At 42.8% G+C, this 19090-nt stretch carries 16 protein-coding genes; 5 read left to right on the forward strand and 11 right to left on the reverse strand.

Features of this window, described 5'->3' with window-relative positions:
• Positions 1-4: 4 nt before the first annotated feature.
• From BM156_RS17395 to BM156_RS17425, 7 genes are all read right to left on the reverse strand, one after another.
• Complete coding sequence (locus tag BM156_RS17395; RefSeq protein ID WP_093921179.1) at positions 5-580, reverse strand: helix-turn-helix domain-containing protein; 576 nt, start codon at positions 578-580, stop codon at positions 5-7.
• Positions 581-1174: 594 nt separating this feature from the next.
• Positions 1175-3709 (reverse strand): alpha-glucan family phosphorylase, encoded by a 2535-nt coding sequence (glgP, locus tag BM156_RS17400; protein WP_170846998.1) that lies wholly within the window; start codon positions 3707-3709, stop codon positions 1175-1177.
• Between the two features lie 181 nt (positions 3710-3890).
• Positions 3891-5246, reverse strand: a complete 1356-nt coding sequence (locus tag BM156_RS17405) for a glycoside hydrolase family 57 protein (RefSeq protein ID WP_093921181.1) — start codon at positions 5244-5246, stop codon at positions 3891-3893.
• Between the two features lie 13 nt (positions 5247-5259).
• The gene (locus tag BM156_RS17410) at positions 5260-6552 is read right to left on the reverse strand and encodes a glycosyltransferase family 4 protein (protein WP_093921182.1); all 1293 of its coding nucleotides are present in this window, start codon (positions 6550-6552) and stop codon (positions 5260-5262) included.
• Between the two features lie 115 nt (positions 6553-6667).
• Entirely contained in the window at positions 6668-8614 is a 1947-nt protein-coding gene (locus tag BM156_RS17415) for an amylo-alpha-1,6-glucosidase (protein ID WP_093921183.1), read from the reverse strand.
• 106 nt (positions 8615-8720) lie between these two features.
• On the reverse strand, positions 8721-9734 hold the full coding sequence (locus BM156_RS17420; protein WP_093921184.1) for a GSCFA domain-containing protein: 1014 nt from the start codon (positions 9732-9734) through the stop codon (positions 8721-8723).
• The gene (locus tag BM156_RS17425) at positions 9735-11747 is read right to left on the reverse strand and encodes an alpha amylase C-terminal domain-containing protein (RefSeq protein WP_093921185.1); all 2013 of its coding nucleotides are present in this window, start codon (positions 11745-11747) and stop codon (positions 9735-9737) included.
• Positions 11748-11939: 192 nt separating this feature from the next.
• Between BM156_RS17425 and BM156_RS17430 the strand changes: the two genes are divergently transcribed.
• A complete protein-coding gene (locus BM156_RS17430) occupies positions 11940-13895 on the forward strand; it encodes a glycoside hydrolase family 3 protein (RefSeq protein ID WP_093921186.1) in 1956 nt (651 codons plus the stop codon).
• Between the two features lie 98 nt (positions 13896-13993).
• Here the strand turns inward: BM156_RS17430 and queG are convergent, their stop codons facing one another.
• The 3 genes from queG to BM156_RS17445 form a co-directional block, all read right to left on the reverse strand.
• Positions 13994-14920 carry a tRNA epoxyqueuosine(34) reductase QueG gene (gene queG, locus BM156_RS17435; protein ID WP_093921187.1) on the reverse strand — a complete coding sequence of 309 codons (927 nt, stop codon included), beginning with the start codon at positions 14918-14920 and terminating at the stop codon, positions 13994-13996.
• A 79-nt stretch (positions 14921-14999) separates the two neighbouring features.
• The gene (locus BM156_RS17440; RefSeq protein WP_093921188.1) at positions 15000-15305 is read right to left on the reverse strand and encodes an iron-sulfur cluster assembly protein; all 306 of its coding nucleotides are present in this window, start codon (positions 15303-15305) and stop codon (positions 15000-15002) included.
• Between the two features lie 12 nt (positions 15306-15317).
• Positions 15318-15740: a SufE family protein gene (locus BM156_RS17445; protein WP_093921189.1), complete on the reverse strand. Its 423-nt coding sequence runs from the start codon at positions 15738-15740 to the stop codon at positions 15318-15320.
• 262 nt (positions 15741-16002) lie between these two features.
• Between BM156_RS17445 and rbr the strand changes: the two genes are divergently transcribed.
• The 4 genes from rbr (at position 16003) to trxA (ending at position 17925) form a co-directional block, all read left to right on the forward strand.
• A complete protein-coding gene (rbr, locus tag BM156_RS17450; protein ID WP_093921190.1) occupies positions 16003-16578 on the forward strand; it encodes a rubrerythrin in 576 nt (191 codons plus the stop codon).
• Positions 16579-16656: 78 nt separating this feature from the next.
• Complete coding sequence (locus BM156_RS17455) at positions 16657-17310, forward strand: Crp/Fnr family transcriptional regulator (RefSeq protein ID WP_093921191.1); 654 nt, start codon at positions 16657-16659, stop codon at positions 17308-17310.
• Positions 17311-17414: 104 nt separating this feature from the next.
• Positions 17415-17633: a DUF6132 family protein gene (locus BM156_RS17460; RefSeq protein WP_093921192.1), complete on the forward strand. Its 219-nt coding sequence runs from the start codon at positions 17415-17417 to the stop codon at positions 17631-17633.
• Positions 17620-17925, forward strand: a complete 306-nt coding sequence (gene trxA / locus BM156_RS17465; protein ID WP_093921193.1) for a thioredoxin — start codon at positions 17620-17622, stop codon at positions 17923-17925. Before BM156_RS17460 ends, trxA begins: the two co-directional genes overlap by 14 nt.
• A gap of 230 nt (positions 17926-18155) precedes the next feature.
• Here trxA and BM156_RS17470 read toward each other — a convergent pair whose 3' ends face one another.
• The gene (locus BM156_RS17470; RefSeq protein WP_093921194.1) at positions 18156-18863 is read right to left on the reverse strand and encodes a YiaD family glycine zipper/OmpA-like lipoprotein; all 708 of its coding nucleotides are present in this window, start codon (positions 18861-18863) and stop codon (positions 18156-18158) included.
• Positions 18864-19090: the final 227 nt, after the last annotated feature.

The following is a 19090-nucleotide window of genomic DNA, read 5'->3' on the forward strand; positions in this document are numbered from 1 at the left end:
TTGATTAGTAAGGAGCATAAATGACAGCCAATATTTTAGCTGGTTGATGGTCTCCGGCATGTACGTTGTGCGACACAATAGAATCCAGGTAAACACTATCCCCCACATTCAGCTGAATGACTTCTTTCCCGTAGTTGATCTCTACTTTTCCTTCGAGCACATAGATAAACTCCTCGCCTTCGTGCGACGACAGCATATAGTCCGATTGTTGCCCCGGCTCAATCTCAACAATGAATGGCTCCATATTCCGTCCAACCTTATCAAAAGCCAAGGATAGGAAGTTCAGGTGATCGCGTGTTCCACTTAACTGAGAACTAAACCGAACACCTTTCTCATGGTCGTTTGCCCTTACAATTGCTGGTCCCAGGTTGTTGCTGTCATCTAAAAATGTTCCCAACCGAACACCCAGCGCCCGGGCAATCTTAATTAGTGGTGCCAAGGAAGGCAATACCTCGCCTTTTTCAATTTTTTGAAGCTGGTCGATATCCAAGTTGGTCTTTTCAACCATTTCTTCCAAGCTCACTTTCTTGGACTCTCTTATTTGGGTGATCTTTTTTCCAAGGTCGTATTTCCGTGCCATTCTTCTAATCTTTAAGTATGCTCACAAATTTAATTTTATTTTTAAGCGATTCAAACGCCGCGGATGTAGAAACGACCTTACAACCACCATCAAACGAATATTTAGAAACAATTTAAATTTCATCAGTATGAATTTTAATTTGCTACTAATTCAAAAATTCAAATTTGGCAGATGACTTTAGCCAGGAGTCTCGAGCAACTTTGAATCTTGAAATTCGAAAATAGAAAAGGAGAACAGAAACGGGATGGGCAGATTATGATCTAAATTTGCAGTATACTCAAGTCGCTGACAGATTCCGAAACAAGTCCGGAAAGACATGTTTCTCATGTTGTACAATAGATCTCCTTCACCGCTAAATCTTTATGATACTCTGTACTTTTTTCTCTGTGGCACTCTGTGGTTTATTTAATTTTTAACCACAGAGACCACAGAGTTTTTTTATTACTTCTTTTATTCCCAACAGCCTGTCGAACTCTTGCAAAAATCTGATCCTTAGTAGCTTAAAGATTTCGCCAACTGATTTATAAAAATACTTTAAATCAAGGCATTACAAATGGCTGACAGTCTGCAATCTGAAAATCTGACGATCTATTATTATAACCAGCGTAGGTATTTACAGTCCTGTCGATGAGGCAGCTGCTCATTTTTAGGGAACATCCGAATTGCGTAGCTGTAAGCTCCTGGATGCATCAAGTGCAAGTTGAGCTTATAGGTTGCTAATTTTCCGTCTGTTCCTTCCAAGTCAAACTCTTTACATTCCACCAAGGTTGGTTCATCATTCCCTTCATTTTCAGTGATGACGATTTCAACCCCCACATCGGCAGGAGCTAAGCCTTTTAAATCCAGCACCACTTTGGCCGGATACTCTTCGCCAATACGGATTGCATTGGTAATCCCATCGGCTATTTCGAGTTCCTTCAATTCAATATCATCCCAGATAGCGGCCAAGTTTCCTTTCCACGAAGTGATTTCTTTCGCCAGCTTGAAGTTGTCAGCATGTAAGCGCTGGCTTCTTTCAGCCTGTGGCTTATAGAAACGATCCTGGTAGTCGCGAATCATGCGGCAAGTGGTAAACTCGGGAGCAACTTGGGCTTGCGTATTCTTAATAAACCCAACCCATTCTTCCGGGATATCATGTTCATTCCGATCGTAGAAGGTTGGAACAATCTCGTTTTCAAACAAGTTGTAAATGGTCTCCGCATCCAACTCATCCTGAAAGTCCTGCACATCGTAGGAACGTTCCAAAGGCAGTGCCCAGCCGGCTCCCTCGCGGTAACCTTCGACCCACCATCCATCCAAGACCGAGAAGTGTAAGGTGCCATTCATCACCCCTTTTTCTCCACTGGTCCCAGAGGCTTCCAGCGGGCGTGTTGGCGTATTCAGCCAAATATCAACCCCTTGAAGCAGCTGCTTGGCCAAGTTCATATCGTAATTCTGAACAAACAAAATTTTTCCAACAAACTCAGGGCGCTTGGAGATTTCTACAATGTAGCGAATCAAGTCTTGACCAGCTTTATCTGCGGGGTGTGCTTTTCCTGCAAAAATAAATTGTACCGGACGTTCCGGATCATTGACAATCTTCGACAAGCGATCCAGGTTGCGGAACAACAGATGAGCGCGTTTATAGGTCGCAAACCGTCGTGCAAAGCCAATGGTCAATGCATTCGGATTCAACGCATTCTTCACCTCGCCAATCAGTTTTGGATTCTCATTTCGCTTCACCCAAGTATCCGTAAAACGTTGTTTCACGTAGTCGATCAACTTGGCGCGTAAGTTTTGTTTTAAGTTCCAGATTTCCTGATCAGGGACTTTATAGATTTTATCCCAAAGATCAACATCCAACTGATTGTTTATAAAGTCTTTTCCGAAATATTTCAAGTGAATCTCTTTCCACTCCTTAGCCGTCCAAGTTGAGTAATGAACACCATTGGTCACATAGCCAATATTCAATTCTTCAGACAGGTAGCCTTCGTATAATGGTTTTAGAATATGCTTGGACACATCGCCATGCAGCATACTTACTCCATTGATTCCCTGGGACAGGTTGGCTGCTAAAAAGCTCATATTAAAATGATCTTCGTACGGAGCAGCTTTTCCAAGCATAACAAATTCATCCCAGCTAAGACTTACCTTCGCAGGATACTTATTCATGTACATTTTAAACAAATCCTGATGGAATGAATCGTGTCCGGCAGGAACTGGCGTATGGGTGGTGAACAAGGTTGACGCACGCACCACTTCTTTCGCCTCGGCATAGGTCAGTTGCTCTTCAGCAACTAAATTCGCAATTCGCTCCAAACCAATCATAGCGGCATGCCCTTCGTTGCAGTGGAAAATGTCAGCATTAACATGTCCCAGTTTTTTCAATGCCCGAATCCCACCCAAACCAAGTAACATTTCCTGCTTTAAGCGGTTTTCGTTGTCTCCTCCATACAGGTGATGCGTTACAAATCGATCATTTTCGTTATTCGCCTCAAAGTCGGCATCAAGTAAATAAAGGCTAACAGCTCCCACTTTGGCTTCCCACAAACGAGCATAAAGCGGGCGTCCAGGATATTCAACTTCTACTTGAATCCAATTGCCATCGGCATCCATCGCCGGCTGCACTGGAATTTTTGAAAACTGCTGAGCTTCGTAATTTGCCATTTGATCGCCTTGCAACGAAATGGTTTGTTTAAAGTATCCATAGCGATACAATAAACCGACAGCCACCAGGTTTGCTTTTGAGTCACTGGCTTCTTTCAGGTAATCACCAGCCAGAATTCCCAAGCCTCCTGAGAAAATTTTCAGACTATCGTGCAGGCCATATTCCATACTGAAATAGGCTATTTTAGGTCCCAAAGTATTTTTTCGTGCTGTCAGGTAATCCTGCAACTGTTTGTCAACAGCATGCATTTCAGACATAAATACTTCATCGCTCTCCAGTTCCTGGAATCGCTGGTAACTTACTTGCTCTAACAAGACAATTGGGTTGTGCGCACATTCATCCCATATTTCTTCGTCTATTTTGGCAAATAAATCACGTGCTTCAGTATTCCAACTCCACCAGAGATTTTTGCTCAACTCTTTCAGAGGAGCTAACTTTTCGGGAATGTTTGATTCAACAAACAGTTTCTTCCAATTTGGCATATCCACAACAGGTCTTTTAATAAATCTAACACCTTCTGTCTTCATCTCCATTCACTCATTAAGTAGTCAAAAATTGGGTTAAGTGCAGTTGCACTATAACTGCCTTAAAAAGAGATGCAAAAGTATTAAAAAACTTCTAACAAAGCTTTTTAACTAAAGATGCTCATGATTTTGGTTCAACTTATTTTTTACTTTTCTCTTTTGTTGAGCTCGTTTTAGGTTTAGTTGCGGTCTTTTTTTTCTTTTTCCGGGTTTGTAACCGGGCAATTTCCGATTCGTATTTCTTTAGTTTTTCTTCCTTCTCCTCCAACACTTTGTTCAGTTCGGCCAACCTCACCTCCAGCTCACTCTCTGGCACAAAGGTGTTCAGCCTCAGTTTAAAATCGCTTAAAACATTCATGTAGTTGATGAAGGCCTCGTACGGACTTTCGTACGGATTAAAATAATTATGCACCTCGCCATCGGAGAAGAACTTGGTACTCATGTAATAAAAATGATCACTCACTTGGAGGAAGTTCCAATCCTTATTCAATGCCGGGTCGTCAACCTTAGCCATCCGGTCGGTCAGTTCATAAAGTTTATCAAAAGCTTCCTGCTGCATTTCGTTCCCCAGCCAAGCAGTTAGGTCGCGTTCTTCGTCGGCCCACGAAATGGCATGGGGCACGCTGACAGCAGAAACCGGTTGAAATTCTTCGATAATTTCAGAAGGCGTTGCAAATACAAAGTCCTTCTGCTTAAACACGGCATCGGGTAATTCCTCCAAAAACCGGAAAATCCCAGTTTTCTCCGACTGGTGTTCGCCAAATGTTTCGTAATCCATGAACAGGTTGAAAATCTCTTCATTCGAGTCACCATTCATCCAGCCCACAAGTTTCTGCGGTGTTAAAGGGTATTCGTTCCAAGCCTGGTTTGAGAATCGGAAAGCCATGTCATCACTCAGCTTGTAATTGCGCATTAACACTTTCAGGCGCGGATTAACGGCATTGCAATACAAAAAGTTCGGTGATTTCCACCCCAGAATATGCTTCGCACCTTCTGTCAACACAGCCTGAAAGCCCATTTCTGCTGCGGCAACACCGATATCATCGGAATAAACCATCTCGGTATTCCGAAAGACAGTGGGCCGCTGACCAAAGTAGTGTTGAATGGCATCACAGTGTTTGGTTACTTGCTCCTGAAAAAGCGACTTACTTTTCAGAGCAACCAATGAATGCGAATAAGTTTCTGCCAGGAATTCCACCTGACCGGTTTTAGCCAATTCCTGGAAAGACTCCAGCACCTCAGGGGCATACATTTCAAATTGCTCCAAGGCGACACCAGTGATCGAAAAAGCAACTTTAAATTTCCCTTTGTATTTGTTGATCAACTCAAGCATCAGCTTATTAACCGGCAAATAACAATGATCAGCCACTTTTCTTAAAATGGTTTCATTCGCGTAATCGTCGTAATAATAATGATCGTTACCAATATCGAAAAACCGGTAACGACGGTACCGAAATGGTTGATGTACCTGGAAGTAAAAACAAATGGCTTTCATATTGTTTATCTTTTTAGTCTATTTTCAAAGCATCGTAATACACATCGCGAACATTTCTAGCAGAATTTTTCCACTGTAAACTGTCCACTTCTTTTTTACCGTATTTCATGAACATGTTCCACATGCCCGGATAATTAAGTAATCCGTATATGGCATCAGCCATTGCATGCGTATCCCAATAGTCGGTTTTCACCGCATATTTCAAAATCTCAGAGACTCCGGACTGGTTGGATATAATCACCGGAACGTTGGTTTGCATGGCCTCCAAGGGAACAATTCCAAAGGGTTCTGACACGGAAGGCATCACAAAAACATCACTCATCCGAAACATATCAAACACATCATCTCCTTTTAAGAAACCGGTAAAATGAAACGAATCAGCTATTTTAAGCTCGGCAGCACGTTTCACCATATTGTTCATCATATCACCACTTCCAGCCATCACAAAACGAACATTGCTCATTTTCTTTAAAACAAGGCTTGCTGCTTCCACAAAATATTCCGGTCCTTTTTGCATCGTAATCCGCCCCAAAAAGGTCACTATCTTATCGTTTACCCCTTTTTTCAAGCGGGCTTTTTCTTCTTTGCTAACCGGTTCCACTGCATTGTAAACAGTCGTTACTTTAGCCGGATCAATCCCGTACTTTTCAATAACAATGCGCCGGGTCAAATTGCTCACGGTAATAATTTTATCTGCCGCATGCATGCCCCGCTGTTCAATCTCAAAAACCTGAGGATTAACACTTCCTCCACTGCGGTCGAAATCCGTCGCATGCACATGAATAACCAAGGGTTTACCACTGATTTCTTTGGCAGCAATTCCCGCTGGATAGGCCAGCCAATCATGAGCATGAATCAGGTCAAATTCCTGATCTCGGGCAATCACCTCTGCCACCAGCGAGTACTTATAAATTTCATACAACAGGTCATTCCCATACTTACCGGTAAAATGCAGTTTCCCTTCCTCATTGGTTTCAATAAACCGAGTGGAATTGGAGTACTTTTTACTGCTGAGTTTCCAAAACTCCTCCGGATCCATGTAGGGAACCATGCCCGACTCAACCTCATAATAGTCAATCTTCTTCTGAAGATCGCGAAAATGAACCTGCTTCCGGGTAATCGGAATATCATTGGCTCCAATCAATTTCATGCTTGATTGATCTTCGTCACCATGTGCTTTTGGAACCACAAAAGTGACATCCACATCCTTATAAGCTGCCAAGCCCCTTGTCAAGCCATAACAAGCCGTTCCCAAGCCTCCGGAAATATGAGGAGGAAACTCCCAACCAAACATTAATACTTTCATGCGCCTAAAAATTAAAACCAAGACTCAAGACCAAAAAGCGATCAGCATTTCAGAATCTTTTGTCTTCGTTGTATTATCGATTCGTGTTCTCTTGTGCCTGCTTCTACCTATCGTTTTATTCCGAATAGCTTATCATCAACTTGTAAGCTTTAATGACAGCAGCAACACTCCAGGCCTGAGATATTGCGCCCTTTCCTTGGTGTGGCGGATTGCCATTATAGTTTTCAGGAATTGTTCCGATGCAGTGAGCGGTCATCTCCTCCTCAAAATCTTCAACAATTCGCTTAATGAAAGGAACTCCTCCACGTTTGTGTATCTTCAGATAGGCCTCAACAAAAAACATGAGTAGCCAAGGCCACACCGTTCCCTGATGCAGTGTTTTTTCCCGTTCGGCAATACTACCCACACACAAGCCTTCATATTCGGCACTTTGGGGTGACAAGGTTCGTAAGCCTCTTGGTGTTAGCAACTGCTGTTTGGCCACACTGAGTATCTGCTTTTGTTTTTCGCGGTCCAAAGGACTGTACTCCATCGCAGCAGCAATCACCATATTGGGGCGAATAGACCAATCGGGCACGCCAGCCTTAATGCAATCAGCCAAATACCCTTTTTCCTCATTCCAGAAAATTTGAACGAACGCATCAGCAATTTGCTTCGGACAGGCTTCCCAATCTTTTACAAAGGCCTGATCATTTGAAGCTTCAGCCAATTCTAATGCAAAACAAATAGCATTGTACCATAAGGCATTAACCTCAACAGGCATTCCTCCTCTTTTAACCACTGGTTGCCCATCAACATAGGAGTTCATCCAAGTTAAGGCCAAGTTATCAGCTTCTCCTTCCAACAGGCAATGCCCATTCATTTTTATATTGAAATCCGTCCCGTTTCTGAAAGCTGTCAGAATTCCTTTCATCGCCTTCCCATACTTTTCCCAGATATACTTCCAGTTTTTAGTTTCCTCGGCATATTGTTGCAAGGCCCAGAAGAACCACAAAGGCGTATCAACAGCATGATAAACCGGATCTTTCTGTTCTCCAACCAAAGGAAAGAGACCATTTTTAAGTTGCTTTAGCTGAGTATCAATAATGGGTTCAAATCGCTCGGGCTGATCCAGCTCCAATGATAAAGCAGGTAAAGCTACAAACGTTTGCCGAGGCATAGCTCCGTACCATGGAAAGCCGGCAATCAAATCCTGTTTCTTTCCTTGCTCGACAAAAAATTGCTGTGCCGCATTGTGCAGATTGCTCATAAAAGTATCCCGCGGTAAACGCTGGTTCAGCTCGCGCGTGAACTTCCCTTTTAACGACGGAATTTTTGCTTCCTCCGTTGACGCGGAAAAAATAATACTCTCGCCTTTCTTAATCGGCAGCTCAAAATACCCGGGTACAAATAAGTCTTCCCGAAAATCATAGCCTCTGTTCTTTTCCTTCAGGTATTCAATATTATTGTACCAATCGGGCACTGGGATGAATTCCACAGCCTTGGAAAACTGCATATGCAAAAACGGATAGCCTTCGTATAAACGCATTTTAATTCCGTTGGGCACCTTTTGGTATTTTGTATTGGCATACATGTTGGCTTTGCTCAACTCGTGAACACTGCGGAAAGCCAAAAAGGGCTTAAAACGCAACACTGTTGGCGAATGCGCTTCTTCCAAGGTATAGCGAATCAACACCTGCTGTTCCTTCTGCACCAAAATCCGCTCCTTACTTAAGACCACTCCTCCGACCCGGTATGTCGTTTTCGGGATTCGGTCCACTTCATAATCCCGAATATACTTGTGTCCCTTGGGCTCATAAAAGTCATTATCATACTTATGAATCCCCAAATTAAATTCGGCACCACGTTGCACAACGGTTTCATCGAAAGAAGACAGCAACACATGCTTGTCCTTATCGAGTGTATCAACAGGACAAACCAGTAGCCCATGATATTTCCGGGTATTGCATCCCGAAATCGTACTACTAATGTATGATCCTGCACGATTGGAGCGAAGGACTTCTCGATACAATGAATACTCGAGATTAACTAAACGACTTTTATCAAATTTTAAGTAGCTCATAGTTCCTGACTTTGGGCTTATTCACTATTGACTATTATTTTTCAAAAGAACGGGAGGCAAAGTGCTGAGGGGTATTCTACAAATTTAAAGAAACAAATTGGATCATTTATTTCCCTCTGTGCTGATAACCATCCAATTCACGTTTAAAATGTTCTTTTTCCTTACTTAAATTAAGAAAAGGAAATTTTTTTAATAAATCTTCGACCTCTTTTAAGTTATAAAACAGGAATTTTTCATACGCTTCGGCATTTCTATTGAAGGGTCGATGCCCCACAGCTTTCGATAGTTTACTCAGCCGTTTCATTAACTGTTGAGTCTCAGATTCAAACATCAAGCTCCCAAATTTCTGCCAAATATGCTCAATCGACTGATTGCTAATATGCACCATATCAGGTGTATAAAAACGGTAATCCCGTAGTTCGTCCATCATAATTTCATAGGAAGGGAAATAGGCACATTGCTCAGTTCCAAAGCCGGTGACCAACCGATCAACGGCTAACAATAGTGCTGCTTTACTGAGTTGGTTGCCATGAGCACCATCTTTCCAGTGACGTATCGGACTGACTGTAAGCAGGATCTTTAACTTTGGATTAAATTTCCAAAGGGCTGTCATTAGCTCCTTTAACTCATCAACAATTTCACCCGGCGTTAAGCGAAATCGCTTAAAATCAGCAGCTGGTAATTTATGGCAATTCGATACGATTCGTCCCGTTGGCTTCCATTCATACACCCACGATGTCCCCAACGAAACAATCAGGTAATCGCTACTCTTCAAGTGCTCAGCAGATGTTTTCAGCTGTTCATTCATGCGATCCAGCGCCTCGGCAGCATTGGTCGATGAAAAACGGCTATGATGATCAAAACTGTGCCAAACTCCTTGATGCTCGAATAAATCATTCGCGGTGTACTGCTTCCCTTCCATCAGTAACTTCAAGCTGCGCGATACGGACAAGGGATTGTAAACAATCCCAAAAGGATTCATGTCAACCTGAAATTTCAGTTCTTGCATCCGGATTCCAATATTCTCCGCAAAACACGATCCCACCATCATCAACTTAGACTGATGGTCAATCTTCCACTCCAACTCCGGTAATTCTACTTCTGTATAATATTGATTCATTTAGCGAACTCGTTTAAATGCTTGTTTCTTTAAAACTAAACCTGTGCGTGCAGGCAAGTACAAATTCAAATAATGCTGACTTCCCAAGCTTCCAGCAGGACGGGTGTAATAAGTCATTTGCTTGTCAACCCGGTCTTGACCTCCAAAGCAACCAGCATCGGTATGAAACAGGATCCGGTACTTTGAAGATTCCAAAGGAATGCCATAATCGGTAAACGACCTGGTCGGGTTAAAATTGAATACCATCAAAAACTCACCGCGTGAGTAACTCAAAATCTGATCTTCCTTATTATCGAAATGCCAAACCACTTCCGGAGTCTCAAGCAAGCAACTTTGCCTGACCCACTGCATCATTTCCCGGTCAAAATCTCCCAGCCAGTGGTAACGTAAATCCGGGTTATCAGCCAAATTCCATTGCCTTCGGGCATGTTTATAAGACCAGCCATTGCCTTCGCGTGGAAAGTCGATCCATTCCGGATGTCCAAACTCATTGCCCATAAAATTCAGGTAAGCACCTCCCGCTGTTGTTACCGTTGCCAAGCGCATCATTTTGTGTAAGGCCATTCCCCGGTCAACAATCAAATTGGGCTGATCTTTACGCATGCTGAAGTACATTTCTTTATCCATCAGGCGGAATATCAACGTTTTGTCGCCCACCAAAGCCTGATCGTGTGACTCGGCATAACTCACCACTTTTTCGTCCAGGCGTTTGGCTGTCAACTCATAAAATAACTGTCCCATATCCCAATGCTCATCCGGGACTTCTTTGATCAACTTAATCCAAAAATCGGGAACTCCCATCGCCATCCGGTAGTCAAATCCATATCCTCCCATATCAATTGGAGTAGCCAAGCCAGGCATTCCACTTACCTCTTCAGCAATGGACAGCGCTTTGGGCTTCAACTCATGAATGAGTTTATTCGCCAGGTAAAAATAACTCACGGCCTCTTGGTCAACACCTCCATCAAAATAATCGGCATATTGCGTAAAGGCTTTTCCTAGCCCATGGTCAAAATAAAGCATGCTGGTTACCCCATCGAAACGGAAACCATCAAACTTAAAATTTTCAAGCCAATAGCGAATATTCGACAGCAAAAAGTGAAGCACCTCATCTTTGCCGTAGTTAAAACAGAAAGAATCCCAAGCTGGGTGTTCTCCCCTTGGCCCGTCATGGAAAAACTGGAAACGCGTTCCATCGTATTTTCCCAATCCTTCTTCCTCATTTTTAACAGCATGCGAATGCACCAAATCAATAATTACTGACAAGCCCATCCCATGTGCTTCATCAATCAACTGTTTCAACTCCTCTGGGGTTCCAAACCTCGAAGAAGGCGCGAAAAAGCTGGACACATGATAACCAAAACTTCCATAATAAGGATGCTCCGGAATGGCCATTAACTGCACCGTGTTGTAACCTGCGGCTTTGATGCGAGGCAAAACATGCTCCCGAAACTCGTTGTAAGTATGGACACGCTCCTCTTCCCCGGCCATTCCAATATGGCTTTCATAAATCAATGGTGCCTCATCCGTCCGAATATAATCCGGATGTTGCCATTCAAAATCCTTTTCATGATCCCAAACCTGGGCACTGAATAACTTCGTGTGGTCATCCTGAACCACTCGTTTACACCAAGCCGGAATGCGCTTGCCATTTCCTCCAATCCAATACACGCTAAAAGCATACAACTGCCCATGGCGTAATTTATCTTCCTCTAAAATCAGTTCCCAATCTCCATTCCCCAATGCTCTTAAACGATAGTCTTCCGTTTCCTGCCAATCATTGAAATCACCAACCATATAGATTCGAGTTGCATTAGGAGCCCAATCCCGAATCACCCATCCCTGGTTTGCTTTATGTAATCCAAACCAAAGATGTCCACTGGCAAAATCAATCAAAGAGCCATTCTTAAGGAGCTCTGCTTCTTTCTGCCTGGCAATATTCATGCGTTCCGTAATAACAGAAGCAAATGGCTCCAACCCACTATCGTTCCTGATTAATTGAGGTAGTTTCATAGTCCTTGCTTTTTCCTAAAGATAGGGATTTGCCTCATAGAATAACAGGATTCAGATGTGAAATAAACACTAATTCACAACATCTTCATATTGAGAATAAATAACAAAAACATATTATTGAACAGCTGACAAAATTTCGTTAAAATCGTAATAGCGAGTATCTTTTATGTCAAAACAGCAAACTTTTCAGCCATGAAAAAGCTATTCAAAACACTCGTCTATTTTTTACTAATTGTACTGGGAATTATTCTCGTATCCGTAATCATTTTCAATGTTTATTATTCTGTTCTCAATAATAAAGCTCAAAAAGAACTGCTTGAAGCTCAGGTTCTCCATGTTGATGGCTTGCAATTTCGCGATCTGAATAAAAACGGGGAACTTGATCCGTACGAAGATCATCGCCAGCCAATTGAAGTACGCATCAATAATTTGATGCAACAAATGAACCTCGAAGAAAAAGTAGGTTTGATGTGGCACCCGCCTATTGGTATTGAAGATGATGGAGAACTTCAAGCTAAACCCGGCTTGATGAGTCCAAGCTCAACTTATGACTTAGTGATCAATCAAAAGCTCAACCACTTTAACCTGTTTACCGTTCCTCCCACACACGAGCTAGCCTCGTGGCACAACAAGCTTCAGCATTTAGCAGAAGAAACACGCTTGGGGATTCCAATTACCATCAGTACAGACCCACGTCATGGTATTTCTAACTTTATTGGTCCCGACCTACTTGGGGGCAACTGGTCGAAATGGCCAGAACCTATCGGACTTGCTGCCACGCGCGACTCGGCGCTGGTCGTTGAGTTTGGACAAATCGCCAGTCAAGAGTACCGGGCAGTAGGCATCCGCACAGCTCTGCACCCTATGGCCGATCTGGCAACAGAACCACGCTGGGCCCGAATCAATGGAACTTTTGGAGAAGATGCCCAATTGGCCGCCACCATGACAGCAGCTTACATTCATGGTTTTCAGGGAGACTCATTAGGCACGACCAGCGTTGCCTGCATGACCAAGCACTGGCCTGGAGGTGGCCCCCAAGAGAATGGTGAAGATGCCCATTTTAGCTATGGTAAGAACCAAATTTATCCGGGAGATAACTTCGCCTACCATCTCATCCCATTTGAAGCCGCCCTGAAAGCCAACACGGCCATGATGATGCCTTACTATGGCGTTGCCGTTGACCAAACAGGCGAAAATGTAGGCATGAGTTTCAATAAGGAAATCATCACCAATCTGCTCCGAAAGCAATACGGATACGATGGCATCGTTTGCACAGACTGGGGCATTATTGAAGGTTTTTCCTTTTTGGGTTATGAGATTGTTGAAGCCAAAAATTGGGGGGTTGAAAAACTTTCCATCGAACAACGCATCGCCAAAGTAATTGATGCAGGCGTTGATCAGTTTGGGGGCAATAATCACACCCGTCAACTGGTCCGCTTAGTCCAGAAAGGTGAAATTTCAGAAACACGAATTGACGAATCAGTTCGTCGTTTACTTCGTGCGAAATTCAAGTTGGGTTTATTCGACGATCCTTACGTCGATGTTGAGCAAGCTGTTCAGACAGTCAACCAACCAGCCTTCGAAGCCAAAGGCAAGCTGGCTCAACGAAAAGCCATTGTTCTGCTAAAAAACAAAGCTTTGACTAACGATCGCAAGGTTCTTCCTCTTAGTAAAGGAATAAAAATCTATACCGAAAACATTAACAGGGAAATTGCATCAAATTACGCCACCGTCGTTGATAGTTTAGCGGATGCTGATGTTGCCATACTCCGGCTAAGTACTCCCTTTGAACCACGTAGCGGCGATTTTATTGAAAGCCTCTTTCATCAGGGACGGCTCGATTTTCAAGCGTCCGAACTCTCGCACATTCTAAACATCATGCTTCACAAACCAACCATTGTTTGCATGTACATGGATCGTCCGGCTGTCATTCCTGAAATTGCCTACCAAAGCCAAGGACTGCTGGTTGATTTTGGAGCTTACGACGATGCCGTTTTAGATGTTATTTTCGGAGATTTCAAGCCTCATGGAAAACTACCATTCGAACTTCCCTCGTCGATGAAGGCTGTGGAAGCTCAAAAAGAAGATTTACCCTATGATTCAAAAAATCCACTGTTCCCATTTGGGCATGGGTTATCTTACGATTAAAAAAGCGAAGTCTTTATAAAAAAAACAGCAGGCCGAAATCAAACCTTTCGCCTGCTGTTGATCTATTCCTTGGTATCTTCTATGCAGCTTACAAGTTGCTACTGATCATCCAGAAAACGCAGGTTTCGCTTCAGCCCGTCGTACTTTGTACGTTTAACAGCCGACTTCCGAAACAGCTCATTGAATAAAGCATGATCCATCTCCATCCACTCTTTCCGGGTGAGCTCAAGCAATTGGGGATGAGGCTCAAAATCGGGTTCTTGATGCGGTTCCGACTTTAAATTCCAGGGACACACATCCTGGCAAATATCACAGCCAAACACCCGGTTCTTAAACTGGTCTTTCAGCTTGTCATCCAACTCCCCTCGCAGCTCAATGGTTTGATAAGAAATACACCGACGTGCATCAACAACTCCGGGAGCAACAATGGCCTGTGTAGGGCAAGCATCGATACAACGCGTACATGTTCCACAGTGATCCCTTACCGTTTTTTGATCAGGTTCCAGCGGCAGATCAACAATCAGCTCTCCAATAAAAAAGAAACTCCCATGCTCAACGGAGATCAAATTTGAATGCTTCCCAATCCATCCCAAACCGGCTTTAGCTGCCCAGGCTTTATCCAACACGGGAGCCGAATCAACAAAAGGCCGTCCGTTACAGGGAGCTATTTCTTCCTGTATATATTTCAACAGCAGATTCAGCTTTTCCTTCAGCACAAAATGATAATCTTTTCCGTAGGCATACTTCGACAAAACCGGTGCTTCAGCATCTTGCTGTTCCTTTTTGGGGTAGTAGTTTAGCAGAACGGAAATAACAGAACGGGCGCCCTCAAAAATCAATCGCGGATCAAGACGCATTTCCTGGTTACGCTCCATATAACTCATCTCGCCATGCATTCCTTGTTGCAACCACTTCTGTAGCGCGTCCTTTTCATCACTTAAAAAGTCGGCTTCAGAAATCCCGCAACTCAGGAAACCTAACTCGAGTGCTTTTGCTTTTATTTTTTCCGATTTTGTCCTTGTCATAAATCAAACTGATTCAACAGAGTCTAAACAAAAATACCCGGCAACAAACCGGGCATTCTTCTAGTTATCCTTCTATATCTTAAAAGAATCCCAGCTCCAGGCGGGCTTCTTCACTCATCATCGACTTATCCCATGGTGGTTCAAAAGTCAGCTCCACATGAGCATCTTCGACACCTTCTACGGATAGGGCTGCCTGGCGAGTATCTTCCACCAACATATCAGCTACCGGGCATCCAGGTGCCGTCAGGGTCATAATAACACTGGCCTTATTATTTTCATCCACATCGATGTTATAAATCAGGCCTAAATCGTATATGTTTACCGGAATCTCCGGGTCATAAACTTCTTTCAGATTATCTATAATCAGATCTATTCTTGAGTCCATAGCTTCTCCGCTTTAACTTGAAATTCTGTTATAAGCAACAGCATATAACTTAATTTGTTTGATCATGGCAACCAGTCCGTTGGAACGTGTTGGCGACAAATGTTGCTTCAACCCAATCGCATCAACAAAATGTAGATCAGTGTTCATGATTTCTTCCGGAGTTCGTCCCGAAACCACACGCAACAACAAGGCAACCAACCCTTTCACTATAACAGCATCACTCTCTCCTTTAAAATAAATTTTCCCATCTTTAAACTCAGGTACCAACCACACGCGCGACTGACATCCTTTAATCAGATGCTGGTCATTTTTTTGCTTGGTATCCAAATCTTTCAAATCATTCCCCAACTCAATCAGGTAGCTGTATTTATCCATCCAGTCCTCATAAATCGAGAATTCATCAATAATCTCTTGTTGTATTTCTTCTATGGTCATGAATCTTAGGTTTTAAGGATGCAAATGTCGTAATTTTTTCACGAAACGCCCAATACTTTTTGCATAGGCTTTTGGAAACCAGAAGTGAGAAACAGGAAAACGAGATAAAAAAGAGAACTCAGACTCTCCCCCAACAGCCCCATCTCACCGGCTTTTTTGAATCATTCTAAATATCCAACTGTTTCTGGCTGTTCAATAGCTTTTAATTATCTTCAACTTTTTCAAAAAAAATCAACAACACTAATTCTTTAAACAAATTAGCATGAATTCAATAGTTGGAACACAAACAGAAAAGAACCTGCTAAAAGCCTTTGCAGGTGAATCGCAAGCTAAAAACCGTTACGAGTTTTTTGCCAAGCAAGCCAAAAAAGAAGGTTTGCACCAAATTGCCGCTATTTTTGAAGAAACGGCTTTGAACGAGCAAGCACATGCCAAGCGCTTTTTTCGTTTCTTAGAAGGAGGAATGGTTGAAATTACAGCCAGTTACCCTGCAGGTGTTATCGGATCAACCTTGGAGAACCTGAAAGCTGCTGCTGACGGCGAAAACGAAGAATGGACAGATCTTTATCCTGAGTTTGCCCGTATTGCTGAAGAAGAAGGCTTCAAGCAAATTGCCGTTGTTTTTAAAACCATTGCTAAAATTGAAAAACACCACGAAGAGCGCTACCGCAAGCTTTACCAAAACCTGGAAGAAGGTCGTGTATTTGAGCGCGAAGGCAAAGTAATCTGGAAGTGTCGTGTGTGCGGATTGTTGCACGAATCGCAACGTCCACCTAAAAAATGCCCTTCTTGCGAGCATTCTCAAGAATACTTCGAAATTGAAGCCACCAATTATTAAGCTTCACTAAAAACGCCTGAGAGAACGATAGCATCTCTCAGGCGTTTTTTCTTTTCTTCTTGCTACCTTTACCGGACCATGTCCGACATCAAAACATATTTAAATAAACGCTTCCCCTTTTTTGAGGACGAACTGCTAAAGGAAATTGAGCAATGCGGTACGCCTCTCCAGCTTCAAGCCGGAGAAGAAATCCTTCGTGAAGGACAATTCATCAAATCCTTTCCGCTAATCCTTGAAGGAAGTTTACGCGTCATTCGGCATGATGATGAAGCCCGTGAACTGTTGTTGTACTATCTCAATCCAGGCGAAGTTTGCAGCATGGCACTCACCTGTTGCATGGGCCAGCAACAAAGTAATATTACGGCAATTGCAGAACAGGATAGTCTAATCATACGCATTCCCGTAAGCTATCTGGATCAATGGATGGTCACCTACCCCAACTGGAAATCGTACATGATGTATGCCTACCGCAAACGATTTGACGAACTACTCGATACCATTGATGCCATTGCTTTCATGGATCTGGATAAACGTCTCGAACGTTTTTTCTACTCTCGCTTTGAAGTCACTGGAGAAAAACAATTTCACGGCAAACATCAGGATATTGCCTATCAACTAAATACCTCACGAGAAGTGATTTCCCGCTTGTTGAAAAAAATGGAACAAAAAGGGCTGGTGCATCTGAGCCGAAACCGAATCGACTTCTCACCGCTCATTCAGCAAAGTCAGTAACCCTTTTTTAGAAACAAAGCCTGCTTCAATGCCCTAAGTGACTCGGGTCACTTAGCATCTCATTTTTATCTCATTTCTTTGTTGTCACAATTAAAGCCGAAACAATGAGACAATTTTTGCAGAAACATAAATGGCGGATTTTAGGAATCGGACTTGGAGCCTTAGCTGGATACCTTTACTGGTATTACATTGGCTGCACGTCCGGAACCTGCCCCATTCAATCAAACTGGCACACCAGCACCTTGTATGGTGCATTAATGGGCTATTTGTTTAGCGACCTAAAAAAGAAAAAGCAACCCAAAGAAGATCATGGAAAAGTTTAATCAGATTATTCAAGGTGACACTCCTGTGGTGGTCGACTTTTTTGCCACTTGGTGTGCTCCATGTAAAATGATGGCTCCAATCTTACAACAAGTGAAAAGCCAACTGGGAGATCAGGTCCGCATTCTAAAAATTGATGTCGACAAAAACCCAGAGATTGCTCAAACTTTTCAAATTCGAGGAGTGCCAACATTGAAGGTTTTTCAAAACGGTCATCCCAAATGGACAGGAAGTGGCGTGATGCAAGCAGACCAGCTCGTTTCTGTCATTCAGTCGGTAACAAGTAACAATTAAAAAACCAGCGATAAATATTTGTGAAGAAGGGAAAAAAGCTCAGGGCACAGTGGATAGAAAGACTGAAAGAGAATAAGAGACAGAGCCCATTAAATGAGAAAAGGGAGAAGGAGAAAACAGGAATTCATCTTAGTATGGGTTCCTGTTTTTGTGTTTCACGTGGGAACAAAAAAATAGCGGACTAAATCTATACGCTAGAAATAATCCGCTACCTGTCAACACCTATCTTTTTAGTTCAAAGAACCATCTTCTGCTTGTTGAATCATTTGTTCATTCGCTGTAATGTAGATCTCAACCCGTCGGTTTTGAGCACGTCCTACAGCTGTTGAGTTATCCGCAACAGGCTCGTCGTAAGCTTTCCCTTCGGTTGTTAAACGACCTCCCGGAACACCATTCTCAATCAAATACTTTGCAACTGATTCGGCACGAGCATTCGACACCCGAATATTTACTTCGCGTGATCCGGTATTGTCCGTGTGTCCATAAATCGTAACATCAGTTTCTGGGTTGCTTCTTAGCGACTCCGAAAATTTCATTAAAGATGATTTTGAAACAGCACTCAAGTTACTTTTTCCCGTATCAAAAAGAATTCCACTGTCAAAAGTTACTTTAATCGCCTGCAAATCATTCATATCAGTTACTGTCTCAACCTGTGCACCTTCAATTTGCTCCAGTTCAGCTTGCTGCTTATCCATCTTCTTTCCAATCAGCACACCGGCTCCTGCACCAACAGCACCACCAACTGCGGCACCAATGGCCGCACCTTTACCTTTGCCTGCCAAAGCGCCAATTCCAGCACCAAGCAATGCACCTCCGGTACCGCCTAACACGCCACCTTTCGTTTGGTTATTCGTTGTGGCCCACTGGCCGCTTGAACATCCGGCCAATAAAATAGCCCCGCTTAAAAACAGGACTCCGAAAATTTTAAATTGTCTCATGTTAAAAATATTTGTTTCCTGACTAACTAAAATTAAACCTTCAAATATGACAGATCATTAGATTTTCAGATTTCAGACTGTCAGATAGCTGTTATCCTTAATCCAAACGATTGAACGAATTTCCACCCAGATTTAGTACAACAAAAACAGGTAAATATAATATCTAACGAACTATTAAATAAGACATACAAAGTTAATATTAGTTTGCGATAAGCCTTTTTCAGATG

It is taken from the genome of Sunxiuqinia elliptica, from assembly GCF_900113005.1.
In the GTDB taxonomy this organism is placed as follows: domain Bacteria; phylum Bacteroidota; class Bacteroidia; order Bacteroidales; family Prolixibacteraceae; genus Sunxiuqinia; species Sunxiuqinia elliptica.